Source organism: Gordonia sp. DT101, from assembly GCF_049844895.1.
In the GTDB taxonomy this organism is placed as follows: Bacteria; Actinomycetota; Actinomycetes; order Mycobacteriales; family Mycobacteriaceae; genus Gordonia.
This window is the reverse complement of sequence record NZ_JBNCLX010000003.1, coordinates 565,330-579,861: the sequence shown is the minus strand read 5'-3', so window position 1 is coordinate 579,861 and position 14,532 is coordinate 565,330. Positions and strand designations below refer to the sequence as shown.

Here is a 14,532-nt window from a genome sequence, read left to right as displayed (position 1 = left end):
GCCACATGCAACTCACACTGCGGGTCATCGGGATAGGTCCGGGCAACCCGCGCCAGATCACTCTCGAGGCGATCGATGCCCTCGGCGACGTCGACGCATTTCTCGTGCTGGACAAGGGCGACGACAAAGAATCGCTCGGCGCGATGCGGCGCGACATCCTCACGCGCTACGCCCCCGACGGTCACCGGGTCATCGAGGTCGTCGACCCGCCCCGCGACCGCGATCCCGCGGACTATGACGCCGAGGTGCGTCGGTGGCACGCCGCGCGCGCGTCGATCTTCACCGATGTGCTCACCACCGAGGTGCCCGACGGAGGTGTGGCGGCCTTCCTGGTGTGGGGCGACCCGGCGCTGTACGACAGCACGCTGCGCATCGTCGACGATCTGGCCGAACATTCCGGCTTGTCGCTCGTCGTCGAGGTGATCCCGGGGGTGACCAGTGCCAGTGCCCTCACCGCCGCTCATCGCATCGCGGCGAACCGGATCGGTGAACCCGTCCACATCACCACGGGGCGCCGTCTCGGCGACACCCCGCGCGGCGCGGACGCGAACCAGATCGTGATGCTCGACGGATCTCTGGCGTTCCGGCGGACCGCGGAGCCCGACGACCACATCTGGTGGGGTGCCTACGTGGGCACCGACGAGCAGATCCTCATCAGCGGCCGGGTTGCCGACGTCGCCGAGCGGATCGTCGCGGCGCGGGCCGAGGCGCGCGAACGAGTCGGCTGGATCATGGACATCTACCTGCTCCGGAAGGGCTGACGCCTCGCCGCCCACCTCGCCGATCGTGCGCACTTTCTCGCCGATCGTGCGCACTTTCTCGCCGATCGTGCGCTCAGTCGTTTACCCGACTCGATCATGTGCACGATCGACAAAATTGTGGGCACGATCGGCGCGGAAGTGGGCACGGTCGACGAAATTCTGTGCACGGTCGACGAGATTCTGGGCCCGACCGGTGGGTGGTCGCGGCCCGACCGATCACCAGATCTCGTCCAGCGCGGCGAGGAGATCGTCGCGAATCTCCTTGCGGCAGATGACGAAATCGGGCATGTACGGGCGGGGCTGGTTGTAGACGATGGTCGACCCGTCGAGGCGGCTGCAGTGCAGATCGGCCGCCAGGGCAACACCAACCGGAGCGCAATTGTCCCACTCGTACTGACCGCCGGCATGCACATAGGCGTCGACGTCGCCGCGCACCACCGCCATCGCCTTCGCGCCCGCCGATCCGATCCCGATCATGTTCAACGACAGTCGCCGGGACACCCAGGCACTCTCGTAGGAGCCGCCATAGCGCGATGCCGCCATCCGTCCGGTGAGTGCGCTGCTCGGCGGTTTCACCGCATCGGATCGGAAAACCTCACCGACGGCGGGCAGTGCCACCGACGCTGTCGTCACCACGCCGGACTCGGTGAGCGCGACGTGCACGGCCCAGTCGGCGGTGCCGGACGAGAACTCGCTGGTGCCGTCGAGCGGATCGATGATCCAGACGCGGTCGGCTGTTGCCCGGTCGCCGACGTCGGCACCCTCCTCGGACAGGATCGCGTCATGTGGTCGGTGCCTGCCGAGGACGTTCGCGATCCACGCTTGCGCCATCGCGTCGCCGACGTCACCGAGATGGCGACCGCCGAGCAGTCCGCCATGACGGACACCCATGAGGATCTCGCCCGCGCCTTCGGCCACGCGCGCCGCCAGTTCGGCATCGGAAAGGCGGGAGATCATCCTCCTACTAGAGCACACTGGACACATGCCTGAGCTCCCTGAGGTGGCGGCGGTGGCTGCCTACGTGGACGGCCGAGCGGCCGGTTTTCCGATCCGGCGGGTCGACGTTGCGTCGCTGGCCGTCCTGAAGACCGCGGATCCGCCGTACACGGCGTTGGCCGGGCGACTGGTCGAATCGGTGGGTCGGATCGGGAAGTACCTGGTCATCCGAACGGTCCCGGGCCCCGACAGCACGAACGGCGACGCTGCTCCGGATCCGGTGATCAACCTGGTGATCCATCTGTCGCGTGCCGGCTGGCTGCGTTGGAGTGAGCAACTCTCGCAGACGCCGCCGCGGCCGGGCGGGAAGGGGCCGATCGCCGTGCGTGTGCACTGCGGCCTGCCGGGCGAGGGATTCGACGTCACCGAAGCGGGCACGCAGAAGCGGCTGGCGGTGTGGGTGGTGCGCGATGTCGGTGAGGTCGACCGGATCGCCTCGCTCGGGCCGGACGTCCTCGCGATGTCCCGTGACGAGTTCGGCACCCTCTTGGCCGCGACGTCGGGCCGCATCAAGAACGTCCTCACCGATCAGCGCACGATGGCCGGGATCGGCAACGCCTACTCCGACGAGATCCTGCATGACGCCCGGTTGTCGCCGTTCGCGTCGGCCAAGTCGCTGACCGACACCCAGGTCGAGTCGCTCTACACGACGATGCGGTCGGTGCTCACCGACGCCATCGGTCGGCTCGAGGGGCAAGAGGTCGCTCGGCTGAAGTCGGAGAAACGAACCGGGCTGAAGGTGCATGCGCGTACCGGCCTGCCGTGCCCGGTGTGCGGCGACACGATCCGTGAGGTGTCGTTCTCGGACCGCTCGTTTCAGTATTGCCCGACGTGTCAGACCGGAGGGAAGGTGCTGGCCGACCGCCGGATGTCGCGTTTGTTGAAGTGAGGTCAGGTCATACGCCGGTCCAACCGGGTGACCGTGGCAACGAATCCGGCATTGTCGGTCAGGCCTGCGTCGCGACCTTCCATGTCATCATCGCCCACCGTCCACGAGAATCTGCGGACCATGTCGTGGAGGACTGTGAATGCTTCAACTCGGGCGAAATGCATCCCGATGCATTTGTGCGCACCGCCGCCGAAGGGCATCCAGGCCATCCGGTGCGACCGATCCTCGGCGCGGTCGGGACAGAAGCGCTCCGGATCGAATTGGTCGGGCTCGCTCCAGACGTCGGATCGCCGATGGTTGGCGCCGATGAGGGAGATGACGAATGTCCCCTCGGGGATGTGATAACCGCACAGAGATGTGTCGCGCAGCGCTGCACGGGGTATCACCGGGACCGGCGGACGGAGCCGAAGTGCTTCGCGCATCACCAGATCCATCGACGCCATGTCCGCCAGGTCTGAGTGGTCGGGATGTTCGGGCAGTGCCATCGCCTCGTCACGCACCCGCTGCTGCCACTCGGGGTGACGTCCGAGTTGGTAAGCCATGGACGTCATCGCGATGGTCGCGGTGTCGTGGGCGGCGAACAGCATGAAACGCATGTGGTCGATAACCTCGCGGTCGGTGAGTAGTTGGCCGTCGGGGGACCGGGCCGAGCACAGCGCCGACATCAGGTCGGGTCCGGGATCGGATCGTCGCGTTGGCAGGAGGTCGCCGAAGAAGTCGTCGACGACCTGCTTCGCTGTGTGTCCGCGTCGCCATCGCAGTCCTGGGACGGGCAGGCGAACCAATGCACTCGCGGCCTCGATCAGCTCGACGAAGCTCCGGTTGATGCGATCGGCCTGGTCTTGTGTGAGCGCCGTGCCGACGAAGATCTGCAGTGAGATGTCGAGCGCGAGGGCCTTCAGCCAGACGCGCATGTCCACGTCGTCGTCGACTGGCAAACGATCGACCGCCGAGACGATGATCGGTTGCATCGTGCGCTGATACTTCGACAGATTCTCGCGAGTGAAGGCCTCCTGCATGATGCGGCGATGAGCGTGGTGTTCGGCGTGATCCATCAGCAGGATTCCGCGCTCGAAGAGGCCTCCCAACGCGAAGCCGTAGACTGGCGCATTGGCGAATGCGCGATCCGGGTCGCGGACCAATTGCCATGCTGCTTCGGGCCCCTGCGCCACGACGATGTCGTGGCCGAGCGCGCTGGTCAGCGCGATGTCGCCGAATTCCGCACGGAGCGACTCGGCGAGCCCGGTCGGATCACGCCTTAGTCGGATGGTGCTGCTCAGCGGGATTCCGCGCCGACCACAGACTGGGCGTAGGCTCATATTCGGGTCGGGATGGGACAGGTGACGGATTCTCATCGAGGCCTTTCGGTGTCATGCCGGGCTTCCGTGGGACGGTCGGCGTGGAGCGAGGAAAATTCAGTGCGAGTGCTGGTTGTCGACGACGATGTGCGCGCGGCGGAAACCGTGCGTCGGGTGCTGGCGAGCGAGGGATGGAGCGTCGTTGTCGCCGCCGACGGTGCCGAGGGCCTGTGGCGGGCCACCGAGGAGCAGTTCGATGTCGTCGTGCTCGACATCATGCTGCCGAAGCTCAACGGATTTCTTGTCGTACAGCAGATGCGTGAGCGAAATGTCTGGACGCCGGTGTTGATGCTCAGCGCCAAGGACGGGGAGTACGACCAGGCCGAAGCCTTGGATTACGGGGCCGACGACTACCTGGTCAAGCCGTTCTCGGTGGTCGTCCTCAAGGCTCATCTGCGGGCGGTGATGCGTCGGGGCGGTCGGGAGCGGCCGGCGATCCTCACGGCCGGAAGCCTCACGCTCGACCCAGCGGAGCGAAAGGTTGCCCGCGGCGACACCCCCGTCGCATTGACTCCGCGGGAGTACGCCCTGCTGGAGTTCCTGATCCGGAACAAAGAGACGGTGGTGTCCAAAAGGCTGATCCTCACATCGATTTGGGATGAGAACTATGAGGGCGACGAGAACATCGTCGAGGTGTACATCCGATATCTGCGCAAGCGCATCGATACTCCCTTCGGGGTCCGGTCGATCGAAACCGTTCGCGGGGCCGGCTATCGGCTCTGCGAGGTCTGAGGACTGGGGGAGACATCCGCCGGTCCGTCGGTGGTGATCGTCGGCGGCGTCGGTTCGCTGTCGACGGGCACGGACAGTGGCAGCCTGATGGTCACAGTTGCTCCGCCCGTGTCGCTTTCGCCAATGCTCGCGGACCCTCCGTGTGCGTGGACGATCTCCGCGACGATGGCCAGACCGAGGCCGGCGCCGAACTGATTGCGGCGATCGACGTCGAGCCGGGCGAACCGCTGGAACACGACGTCGCGATCGCGGACCGGTATGCCGACACCGTCGTCGGCGACCGTCACGACGGCATCATCTCCTTCGGCACGCATCGACACGGACACCGTGGACCGGGCGTGCCGGACTGCGTTGTCGATGACGTTCCGCAGTGCCCGGGTGATCTTGTCGCTGTCACCGACCATCCTGATCGGCTTGACGTGCAGCCGAATTCGAGCCGAACCGAGTGAGCGGACGCGTCCGACCTCGGCGGCTACCACGTCGTCGAGGTCGATCTCGTCGAGGTTCAGGGTCAGCCCGTTCTCGTCGGCACGGGCCAGCATGAGGAGATCGTCGACCATCACCTGCATCCGCTTCGCCTCCGGCAGCAGGATGGTCCGGACGGTCGGCAGGTCGAGGGCGGAATCGGTGTCGTCGGCGAGGTCGAGGATCCCGACGATGGTCGTCAGCGGACTGCGCAACTCATGGGAGGCATCAGCAACGAAGCGGAGTTGGCCATCCCGCGCGTTCTGCAGTCGTGACAGCATGTCGTTCATCGTTGTCGCGAGGGTGCTGATCTCGTCGTCGGCCGACGGCACCGGTACCCGCTGCTCGAGAGCGGTCGCGGTGATCTCGTTGACCCGCTTGGTCATCCGGGACACCGGACGTAGGGAACGCCCGACCAGGAGGTACACTGCACCGGCCGCGACGACGACGAGAAGCGGGATCTCGGCCGCCAGGATGATGCCGGTCACCCACTCGCTGTGCCGCACGCCCGTGGCGCGGTCGAGGGCCAACACGGTGTAGTACTCGTCGTCGTGCTCCGCGCCGACCGCACTGGCGCAGAACTCCCCGGCAAATCCGGATATCTGGACGTTGTCGAAGTAGCGGTAGGTGCGCGGCGCCTGGTCGACGTCGATGATCGGTCGGCTCGGCGCACCCGGAGATGATCGGACCACGCGGCCGCTCGCATCGATCACCTGAATGACGTCGACGCCGGCGCCGGGTGCCAGGTCGTCCATGTCGACGCCCTGGATGCCGCTGCGGTCGATCGCGGACGCGATCTGATAGGCCTGCCGACCGGTGGATCGGTACATGGCTTCGTTGTTGGCCCGGTGCAGCATGAACAACATGGCCATTCCGCCGATCGCCAGGGCTACGGTGACCACGGCGGCGGCGATGATCGTCGACTGCGCGCGCACACCACCGCGACGTCGAATGACATGCGGCAAGCCTTTTCGCGTGATCGCCACGATCTGGTGACCCTTCGGTGTGAATCGATGCACCACGAGCGTATTCCCGTGCCGACGTCGATGGCCAGAGCGCATTTTCAGCAAACCTTCAGCGCGCGGGACGCATGGTTGACACATGGCGCGAACCCGGTCGACGGCGAGGCATCTCATGCAGGTGCTCCATGATCACGGCGTGCGCCTCGCGTATGGCGTCCACGGCGCCAACATCGAGGACATGTATGCGGCTGCGCAGGAAGTCGGGATCCGCCCCGTGGTCGCCAAACACGAGTTCGCCGCGGGGGCGATGGCGGACGGGACGACCCGGATCACCGGCCGGCCCGGTGTGGTGATGACGACCTCTGGCGGCGGAGCGATGAACGTCGTGCCCGCGTTGGCCGAGGCGTACGACAGCCGTGTGCCCGTCTTGGCCCTGATCGGTAGTGCGCCAACGGGTTTGGTGGGCCGTGGCGCATTTCAGGATATGCTGAACCCGCCGGACACGATCGATCTGATCGCGTTGATGGCCGCGGTGAGTGGATCGTGCGCCGCGGTCTCGTCACCGGAGACGATGGCTGCCGCACTCGCCACCGCGTGTCACACACTCGACCGCGGGCTACCCGCCGTACTGATCATCCCGAAGGATGTACAGGCTGCCCCGATGCCCCGTTCGGCGCCGGCCCACCCGGACGTGCACCCGGAACCGAGCGCATCGACCGACGACGGCCCGATCGAAGCCTTGGCCGAACAGATGGCAGCGACGGCGACGGCGCCGGGGCGTGTCTGCCTGTGGGTCGGTGAGCAGGCGTCCTGGGAGCGGCTCGGTACGCAGATCGGTGAACTCGCCGAGTTCGTCGGAGCGGTCACGGTCGCATCACCTGGAGGGCGTGACGTGTTCTCCGCCGGCGGTGGTTTCGCGGGGGTCACCGGCGTGATGGGGCACCCGAGCGCGCACGCCGCCATCCGCGCGGCGCAGATGGTCGTCGCGATCGGCTGCCGGATGTCGGTCACCGATCGGGCCGGACTCGACGACGTACTCCGTTCGATCGACCTGACCTCCATCGGACGTCACAATGCCCGTTTCGGGGATTGTGCACAGATCACGACAGACGATCTCGAACACTCGATACGGATGCTCGGAAAGTTGGTGGGCGCGAAGATGTCGCGATCACCGGAGATTCCGGCCATCGCCATCGACCACCTACCGGTGCCGCGCGCGCAATCGACCCGACCGAGTGCGCGAACGGTCATCGAGTCGATCGGTGCGCAGCTCCCACCGGTGTGCGCGGTGTTCGCCGACGCCGGCAACGCCGGGGCCGCCGCACTCCATCACCTGCCGTTCTCGCCGGCGCAGCGGTTCACGGTCGCGCTCGGCATGGGCGGGATGGGTTACGCGATCGCGGCCGGTGTGGGTAATGCCGTGCGGTGCGCGGTGGCCGACGACCGGTCGCGCTCGATCGTGATCGCCGGTGACGGCGCGTTCTTCATGCACGGTATGGAGATCCACACGGCAATCGAGCACGACGCCCCACTCACCTTGGTCATCCTGAACAACGACGCGCACGGGATGTGTGTGACCCGCGATCGGCTCTACTTCCCCGAGGCGCCCACCGTCAACCGATTCCGGCCGACCGCCATCGCCGCGGGGGTCGACACCATGTTCGCCGATCTCGTCGTGCGCCACGTGACGGACATCGACGAACTCGGGGAATGCTGCGCCGAGCTCTTTGCCGCAGACGGCACGAATTGCGTGGTGATCGACGTCGATCCCGAAGAAGTGCCCCCGTTCGCCCCGTTTCTCTGAAAGGACTGCGCATGACCGTGACAACCCCGCTCGCCGACCTCGGCGATGATGCGACGACGCTGCCCGGGATCACCAGGATCGAGAGCCATCCTCGGCAGGTGGCCACTCCGGTGCTCGTCGACCGGCTGAGGTCCGTCTACCCCCATCAGCAGATCTACGGTGACTACTGCCCGGTTCAGGGGTACGTGGACGCACCACCGCGCGAGCTCTACAGCTGGCTGTCGGACACGCGGTCGCTGGAGGAATGGACCTACAGTCTGCGCGGGTTCGTCCCCACCGACGAACCCGGCCTGTGGGTCGGCCGCGACCGCCTCGGTGACCACACCGAGATCTACGCCCGTACGATCGCCAATCCCCATGCGATGACGGTCGACTATCACTGTGCGTGGGATCAGGGCAAGCATCTCTGGATGATCTATCTGATGCGGGTGGTGGACGCCCAGGTGGTGCTGGACAAACCGGGGTCGGTGGTCCTGTGGCACAACTGCCACCACCCGTTCTACGACGAGAATCCGTATCCCGAGACGGCGCCTCCGGAGCGTCCGGTGTGGGTGGGGGACTTCTGGGACATGTTCTCCGCCGGACACCAACTCGAACTCGAGAACCTCACGGCCATCGCCGAGTACCGGTCTCGCAATGGCCTGCCCATCACCCCGGAATGGATGCGATCATGACATATCCTGCACCACAGGCGATGCTGCTCGACCTGGCCACCTATCTGCCGGAAAATCGAGTGCCCGCAGACTATTTCGCACAGTTCGCGGAGAACGACGATCTCACCGGCAACATGATGTTCCGGGCGCCCGCGTTCCGGCATCACGCGGCGGACGGTGAGACCTCGGCCGACATGATGCTGGCCGCGGCACGCGTGCTCACCGAACGGCATGGCGACGACTTCTTCGACGACGTGGACGTGGTGCTCACGCACAGTCAGCTGCCCGAGGTGCCGGTCCGCGGCTGCGGTGGTGAGGTGGCGCATCGACTCGGACTGCGACCGTCGACAGTTCTCGACGTACACAACGGCGGGTGCGCGGCGTTCATCCACATGATCGATCTCGCGTCAGCCCTGCTGCGCGCCAACGGCGGTCGACGGGCACTGCTCGGACTCGCGCAGAACAGCGCGGCCCAGGTGTTCACCCAGGAACAGGTACGCGGCAAGGCGCAGGCCGCCATCCCCGGTGACGGTTCGGCGGTAGCCGTTCTCACCCTCGACGGCGATCGCGGCAGTCCGGTCCTCGGCCTGACCTGCCGGTCGTATGGCCAGTACTCGGGCGACATGACCGGGGTTTCCGAGCCGCAGCGCAAGTACTGGGAGGCCGGTCCGGGACAGATTCACATCGGATTCACCGAGGCGAAAATCGCGAAGGTCCTCGCCCGCGGCAACCGGATGGTGCCCGAGGTCGCGATCGAGGTGGCCGACACCATCGGCATCCCGCCCGCCGATCTCGACTGGTTCGTCACCAATCAGCCGAACCGGATCTTCTTACGCAATTGGCGTGAGGCGCTGGAGCTCCCGGAGGATCGGCACCCCGACACCTTCGACGAGTGCGGCAATCTGTTCGCAGTGGGTATCCCGGTCACGCTCGACACGGCGATCGCCGATGGTCGGATCCGGGAGGGCGAGGTGGTGATGACGGCCGCGTTCGCGCACGCCGGCGACTTCGCTGCTGCCGCCGCCCTCCGCTGGGGTGGGCGTCCATGAGTCCGCCGCTCGATCCCGCCGGCGAGCCCTGGCCGCTTGCCCGGCTCGACCTCAATGAATCCGCCTATGCGCCACTGCCCGCCGTGGCCGCGGTGCTGGGCGAGGTGATGGCCGAGGCCAATCGGTATCCCGATTTCCTGCCGGATCGGACTCGCGGCCAGATCGCCGACCACCTCGGTGTACCGCACCGGCAGGTGACCGTGGGCGCGGGCGCCACCGGTGTCGCATTGTCCGCCTTTCAGGTCTGCATGCGCCGGGCCGCGGAGGCCGGCATCCGCGCGCCGTCGATGGTGACGGCGGTCCCGACCTTCGACGGATATCCGATCCTCGCGGAGATGGTCGGTCTGCGTGTCGACGGAGTCGCTCTGGCGGACGACGGCAGCGTCGACCTCGACGCGCTGCGCGCTGCGGTGAGCGACGACACGGTGGCGGTGGTGGTGTGCTCCCCACACAACCCGACGGGCTCGACCGTCGCGCCTCAACCGCTGTACGACTTCATCGATTCGATGCCGGCGCAGGTGCTCACCTTGGTCGACCAGGCGTACGTCGAGTTCTGCGACAACCCGCCCGATCTGCACCTGCTCGTCGACATCCGCGACGACGTGCTGGCGCTGCGGACCTTCTCCAAGGCCTATGGTCTCGCCGCGCTGCGGGTCGGATTCGGTATCGGGGACGGCGGCGTGGTGTCGGAGGTACGCCGTCACGAGGTGCCGTTCGCGGTCGGGCCGGCGGCGGTGGCCGCGGTTCCGGTCGCGCTCACGGCGGAAGCCGAACTCGCGCAGCGTGTTCGATCGATGAAGGCGGAGCGTGAGCGCTTGGCCGACATGCTCGCGGCAATCGGCTGCCCGACCTTGCCGAGCGAGGCCAATTTCCTGTTCCTGCCGGGCGCCGAGGGTATTGCCATCGGCCGACTCCTGCGGAGTTGTGGCGTGGCGACCAAGGAGTGCGGAAACCACGGGATGCGGATCACGGTCGGCGACCGCGCCGGCACCGACTACGTGGTCCAGGCCCTGCGGTTGACGGCCCTGACCGCCTGAGGCGAGCGCGCGGCACCTCGTCGGTCGGGTTGCGAATCGGCGCCTCGCCCCGCGGCAGGTAGGTTGGTGAGCCGTGAGCGCGACGACACGGCAGAAGATCTTGATCACGGGTGCGAGCTCCGGGCTCGGCGAAGGCATGGCGCGACACTTCGCCGGCAAGGGGCGCGACCTGGCCCTCTGCGCCCGCCGCCTCGGCAGGCTCGATACGCTGGCCGACGAGCTGCGACCGACGGCGGGCCGAGTGGCCACCGCTCGACTCGACGTCACCGAGACAGATTCCGTCCCAGGTGTTTTCACTGCTCTCGCCGACGAGATCGGCGGACTCGACAGGGTCATCGTCAACGCCGGGCTGGGCAAGGGGGCGCCGATCGGAACGGGAATGGCGTCCGCGAACATCGAGACCGTGCAGACGAACCTGGTCGGCGCCCTGGCGCAGGTCGAGGCCGCGATGGAGATCTTCCGGGCGCAGGACCACGGACATCTCGTGCTGGTCAGCTCGATGAGTGCGGTCCGCGGGCTGCCCAGGGCGCAGGCGGCCTACTCGGCGTCCAAAGCCGGGCTCGCCACCTTGGGACAGGGATTGCAGGCCGAGTTCGCGGGTTCCGCGATCACCGTCTCGATCCTGCTCCCGGGATATATCGAGACCGACATCAACCGCGGAGTCAAGACGGCCATGATGACGGGCACGGAGCAGGGGGTCACGGCGATGGTGTCCGCCATCGAGAAGGAGTCCGCGTGGGCGCCGGTGCCGCGCTGGCCGTGGATACCGATCGCCGCAGCGCTGCATCATCTGCCGTCGGTGATCACCCGCCGGATGGTCTAGACGACACGGGTCCCAGGGGTCAGAGATCAGGGCCCGGAGATCAGCCCGGTGCCGGTGCAGGCGGACCTGCCGCCGAGGGTGGTGGGCCGGCCGGCGACCAGACGACCGGCGACGATTTGTAGTCGAGCGCGGGATCTCCCGTCGTATCAGCCCAGTAGATGACCTGACGGAGTCGCTGACCCGGGTCGGCCACCGCGACCAGGCAGGTCGCATACGATTCGCCACGCTGCATCCGCTGCGGCGGCGTGCTGACCGGGCACTTCGCCAAACCCGGGGTGGGGGACATGGTCAATGCCGGGGTCTTGCCGTCGGCGCTCGCACTGAGCCCCATCACGCCCGGCGCCCCTGCCGCCCTGGTCGCGAGCGATGTCACCGTCACATAGAAGAAGTACGGGGCGCCACCCTTGGTGGTGTCCTCGGGGACGCCTTCGGCCGGGGTGATCCCGGTGACCGTGTACATCGCCAGTGGCCCGGTCTCGGCGAACGCATCCGCGGGCAGGACGGCATTCGCGCCGAACGTCAGTCCGGTCCCGGGTGCGGAACGGGCGCTCTGGCCGGCCGGCACGGTGACCGCGGCGCTGGTGGGAACCGAGGTCGGTGGCTCGACCTCGGCCGTCGTCGACGTCGCGCATGCCGCGGTCGTCAGGGCGGCCACCAGGCACACCACGGGCAACACGCGGCGGGTCGCATACATCACCGAGGGTGAGAGTCTCACGTTGCGTAAGGTAACCGATGTGTCGGCAAAGCAGGGGCAGGTTGTGGCCAATGGCGCGTTTCAATTGTTCGGTGAGCGCCGTCGTGACGAGATCCGTGGCCTTCTGACGGACATCTTCGGGCGAGACGACGTGACCGCGCTCGGCGCGGACTGGCGTGGCATCGTCTATTTCACGCTCGACGACGACTCGGAACTGTCCGTCGACACGGTGGTCGGCTTCGATGCGTCCAGCGGCAGCAGCGGTCCGCTGACCTCGGTGGACGAGGTGCTCGAGGCCGTGCGCACCGGAGACATCGCGGAGGCGGTCGACGTCGCCAGTTTCGATGCGTGGCGAACGGCCACCGGGCAGCGGTCGGTCGACATGGGCGACTGTGTGCCGCCTTCGGTGTTCGAGTTCATGGGTGGCGACCCGGCGGAACGGTCCACGGAGCCACAAGATCTCATCACCTTCATCGCGGTGGCCGCAGCCCTGATGGGCCGCATGGAAGCCCTCGGTGTGGAGCCGGGTGACGAGATCCCTGACGAAGTGTTCGACGAGACGCGCTGGCAGTGATCGCTACCGCGCCCGGCCGCGATGCGCGCGATACCACCGGACGAGTTCGTCGGTCGACGAATCCTCCTGCTGCGCAGGGGATTGTTCCTCGACGATGATCCCGAGTAGTTCCTTGGCCTGCGTCTTGCCGAGTTCGACGCCCCACTGATCGAACGGGTTGATCCCCCAGATCATCCCCTCCACGAAGACCTGGTGCTCGTACAGGGCGATCAGCTGCCCGATGGCCGACGGGGTCAACCGGGGGGCGAGGATCGACGTGGACGGCCGGTTTCCGGGCATCACCTTGTGTGCCACCACATTCGGTGGGACGCCCTCGTCGGCGATCTCGTCGGCGGTCTTGCCGAAGGCCAGCACCTTGGTCTGCGCGAAGTAGTTGCTCATCAGCAGGTCGTGCATGGAGCCGGTTCCGTCGGCCGTCGGTAGATCGTCGGTGGGTTCGGCAAACCCGATGAAATCGGCCGGGATCATCCGGGTGCCCTGATGGAGCAGCTGATAGAAGGCGTGCTGGCCGTTGGTGCCCGGTTCACCCCAGAACATCTCGCCGGTGTCGGTGGTGACGTGATGGCCGTGTGCGGTCACGGATTTGCCGTTGGACTCCATGGTCAACTGCTGCAGGTACGCCGCGAAACGGGCCATGTCGTCGGAATAGGGGAGCACCACGCGTGACTGGGCATCCCAGAAGTTGTTGTACCAGAGCCCGATCAAGCCCAGGATGACCGGCGCGTTCTGTTCGAGAGGCGCGGTGCGGAAGTGCTCGTCGACGATGTGGAACCCGGAGAGGAAGTCGGCGAACCGCTCTTTGCCGATCGCGGCCATCACCGACAGGCCGATCGCCGAGTCCACCGAGTAGCGGCCGCCGACCCAGTCCCAGAACCCGAACATGTTGACGGTGTCGATGCCGAACTCGGCCACCGCGTCCGCATTGGTGCTGACGGCGACGAAATGCTTGGCCACCGCGTCGTCGCCTGCGCCGAGTTCTTTCAGGAGCCAGGTACGCGCCGCAGCCGCGTTGGTCAGTGTCTCGAGAGTGGTGAATGTCTTGGACGCGATGATGAACAGCGTGGTCTCCGCGTCGAGCCCGGCGAGGGTGCCGACCATGTCGGCCGGGTCGACGTTGGACACGAAGTGGCAGTGGATGCCGGCATCCACGTAATGACGAAGCGCTCGGTAGACCATCACAGGACCGAGATCGGAGCCGCCGATGCCGATGTTGACGACATCGGTGATGGGCTTACCGGTGTGACCTTTCCACTCACCGCTGCGCAGCTTGTCGGTGAACTCGCCCATGGCGGTGAGGACTTCGTGGACGTCGGCGACCACGTCCTGGCCATCGACGTGCAACGTCGCATCGGCCGGCAGGCGTAGGGCCGTGTGCAGGACCGCGCGATCCTCCGAGGTGTTGATGTGCTCGCCGGCGAACATGTCGTCGCGACGGTCCTCGAGCCCGACCTCACGTGCGAGGCTGGCGAGCAGTTCGAGGGTCTCGCGTAGCACCCGATGCTTCGAGTAGTCGATGTGCAGATCGCCGACGTCGACCGTCAATTCCCGCCCGCGATCCGGATCCACCGCGAACACCTCGCGCAGATGCATCGCGTACACGTGCGGCTGATGTGCGGCGAGGGCCTGCCAGGATTGGGTCGCGGTGATGTCGTCGTGGTCGCTGGTGTCGAAGTCGCTGCCGGAGACGTCGCTCATGGCTTTCACCCTATGTGGTCGGCGGGCCCGACGGGGCCCG

At 66.8% G+C, this 14,532-nt stretch carries 14 protein-coding genes; 9 read left to right on the top strand and 5 right to left on the bottom strand.

Features of this window, described 5'->3' with window-relative positions; genetic code table 11:
* Nucleotides 1-5 precede the first annotated feature (5 nt).
* Complete coding sequence (gene cobF / locus ACLQ3I_RS13980) at nucleotides 6-761, top strand: precorrin-6A synthase (deacetylating) (RefSeq protein WP_425802525.1); 756 nt, start codon at nucleotides 6-8, stop codon at nucleotides 759-761.
* Nucleotides 762-977: 216 nt separating this feature from the next.
* Here the strand turns inward: cobF and ACLQ3I_RS13975 are convergent, their stop codons facing one another.
* A complete protein-coding gene (locus tag ACLQ3I_RS13975) occupies nucleotides 978-1,718 on the bottom strand; it encodes a 3'(2'),5'-bisphosphate nucleotidase CysQ (RefSeq protein ID WP_425788816.1) in 741 nt (246 codons plus the stop codon).
* Nucleotides 1,719-1,743: 25 nt separating this feature from the next.
* Between ACLQ3I_RS13975 and ACLQ3I_RS13970 the strand changes: the two genes are divergently transcribed.
* Nucleotides 1,744-2,646 (top strand): DNA-formamidopyrimidine glycosylase family protein, encoded by a 903-nt coding sequence (locus tag ACLQ3I_RS13970; RefSeq protein WP_425788814.1) that lies wholly within the window; start codon nucleotides 1,744-1,746, stop codon nucleotides 2,644-2,646.
* Between the two features lie 2 nt (nucleotides 2,647-2,648).
* On the opposite strand, the gene ACLQ3I_RS13965 is transcribed toward ACLQ3I_RS13970, so the two are convergent.
* On the bottom strand, nucleotides 2,649-3,965 hold the full coding sequence (locus ACLQ3I_RS13965; protein ID WP_425802522.1) for a cytochrome P450: 1,317 nt from the start codon (nucleotides 3,963-3,965) through the stop codon (nucleotides 2,649-2,651).
* Between the two features lie 99 nt (nucleotides 3,966-4,064).
* Between ACLQ3I_RS13965 and ACLQ3I_RS13960 the strand changes: the two genes are divergently transcribed.
* The gene (locus ACLQ3I_RS13960) at nucleotides 4,065-4,736 is read left to right on the top strand and encodes a response regulator transcription factor (protein WP_425788809.1); all 672 of its coding nucleotides are present in this window, start codon (nucleotides 4,065-4,067) and stop codon (nucleotides 4,734-4,736) included.
* On the opposite strand, the gene ACLQ3I_RS13955 is transcribed toward ACLQ3I_RS13960, so the two are convergent.
* Nucleotides 4,715-6,187 carry an ATP-binding protein gene (locus ACLQ3I_RS13955; protein ID WP_425802519.1) on the bottom strand — a complete coding sequence of 491 codons (1,473 nt, stop codon included), beginning with the start codon at nucleotides 6,185-6,187 and terminating at the stop codon, nucleotides 4,715-4,717. The two genes, ACLQ3I_RS13960 and ACLQ3I_RS13955, sit on opposite strands and share 22 nt — an antisense overlap.
* A 115-nt stretch (nucleotides 6,188-6,302) precedes the next feature.
* Here ACLQ3I_RS13955 and ACLQ3I_RS13950 point away from each other — a divergent pair, with 115 nt between their 5' ends.
* From ACLQ3I_RS13950 to ACLQ3I_RS13930, 5 genes are all read left to right on the top strand, one after another.
* Nucleotides 6,303-7,967, top strand: a complete 1,665-nt coding sequence (locus tag ACLQ3I_RS13950) for a thiamine pyrophosphate-binding protein (protein WP_425802516.1) — start codon at nucleotides 6,303-6,305, stop codon at nucleotides 7,965-7,967.
* Between the two features lie 11 nt (nucleotides 7,968-7,978).
* Complete coding sequence (locus ACLQ3I_RS13945) at nucleotides 7,979-8,641, top strand: SRPBCC family protein (protein ID WP_425788803.1); 663 nt, start codon at nucleotides 7,979-7,981, stop codon at nucleotides 8,639-8,641.
* Entirely contained in the window at nucleotides 8,638-9,669 is a 1,032-nt protein-coding gene (locus ACLQ3I_RS13940) for a 3-oxoacyl-ACP synthase III family protein (protein ID WP_425802513.1), read from the top strand. Before ACLQ3I_RS13945 ends, ACLQ3I_RS13940 begins: the two co-directional genes overlap by 4 nt.
* Nucleotides 9,666-10,706, top strand: coding sequence for a pyridoxal phosphate-dependent aminotransferase (locus ACLQ3I_RS13935; RefSeq protein ID WP_425788799.1), 1,041 nt, complete (start codon nucleotides 9,666-9,668; stop codon nucleotides 10,704-10,706). The genes ACLQ3I_RS13940 and ACLQ3I_RS13935 overlap by 4 nt, the downstream gene beginning before the upstream one ends.
* Nucleotides 10,707-10,779: 73 nt before the next feature.
* The gene (locus ACLQ3I_RS13930; RefSeq protein WP_425788797.1) at nucleotides 10,780-11,529 is read left to right on the top strand and encodes an SDR family oxidoreductase; all 750 of its coding nucleotides are present in this window, start codon (nucleotides 10,780-10,782) and stop codon (nucleotides 11,527-11,529) included.
* Nucleotides 11,530-11,569: 40 nt separating this feature from the next.
* On the opposite strand, the gene ACLQ3I_RS13925 is transcribed toward ACLQ3I_RS13930, so the two are convergent.
* Nucleotides 11,570-12,244, bottom strand: coding sequence for a hypothetical protein (locus ACLQ3I_RS13925; RefSeq protein ID WP_425802510.1), 675 nt, complete (start codon nucleotides 12,242-12,244; stop codon nucleotides 11,570-11,572).
* Between the two features lie 19 nt (nucleotides 12,245-12,263).
* Here ACLQ3I_RS13925 and ACLQ3I_RS13920 point away from each other — a divergent pair, with 19 nt between their 5' ends.
* Nucleotides 12,264-12,797 carry a hypothetical protein gene (locus tag ACLQ3I_RS13920; protein ID WP_425790461.1) on the top strand — a complete coding sequence of 178 codons (534 nt, stop codon included), beginning with the start codon at nucleotides 12,264-12,266 and terminating at the stop codon, nucleotides 12,795-12,797.
* A gap of 3 nt (nucleotides 12,798-12,800) precedes the next feature.
* Here the strand turns inward: ACLQ3I_RS13920 and pgi are convergent, their stop codons facing one another.
* Entirely contained in the window at nucleotides 12,801-14,492 is a 1,692-nt protein-coding gene (pgi, locus tag ACLQ3I_RS13915) for a glucose-6-phosphate isomerase (RefSeq protein ID WP_425802508.1), read from the bottom strand.
* Between the last annotated feature and the right edge of the window lie 40 nt (nucleotides 14,493-14,532).

Coding starts and splice junctions, on each gene's coding strand:
- ACLQ3I_RS13950 (WP_425802516.1), top strand. CDS start 6,303: ATGGCGCGAACCCGGTCGACGGCGAGGCATCTCATGCAGGTGCTCCAT.
- cobF (WP_425802525.1), top strand. CDS start 6: ATGCAACTCACACTGCGGGTCATCGGGATAGGTCCGGGCAACCCGCGC.
- ACLQ3I_RS13945 (WP_425788803.1), top strand. CDS start 7,979: ATGACCGTGACAACCCCGCTCGCCGACCTCGGCGATGATGCGACGACG.
- ACLQ3I_RS13940 (WP_425802513.1), top strand. CDS start 8,638: ATGACATATCCTGCACCACAGGCGATGCTGCTCGACCTGGCCACCTAT.
- ACLQ3I_RS13970 (WP_425788814.1), top strand. CDS start 1,744: ATGCCTGAGCTCCCTGAGGTGGCGGCGGTGGCTGCCTACGTGGACGGC.
- ACLQ3I_RS13965 (WP_425802522.1), bottom strand. CDS start 3,965: ATGAGCCTACGCCCAGTCTGTGGTCGGCGCGGAATCCCGCTGAGCAGC.
- pgi (WP_425802508.1), bottom strand. CDS start 14,492: ATGAGCGACGTCTCCGGCAGCGACTTCGACACCAGCGACCACGACGAC.
- ACLQ3I_RS13935 (WP_425788799.1), top strand. CDS start 9,666: ATGAGTCCGCCGCTCGATCCCGCCGGCGAGCCCTGGCCGCTTGCCCGG.
- ACLQ3I_RS13975 (WP_425788816.1), bottom strand. CDS start 1,718: ATGATCTCCCGCCTTTCCGATGCCGAACTGGCGGCGCGCGTGGCCGAA.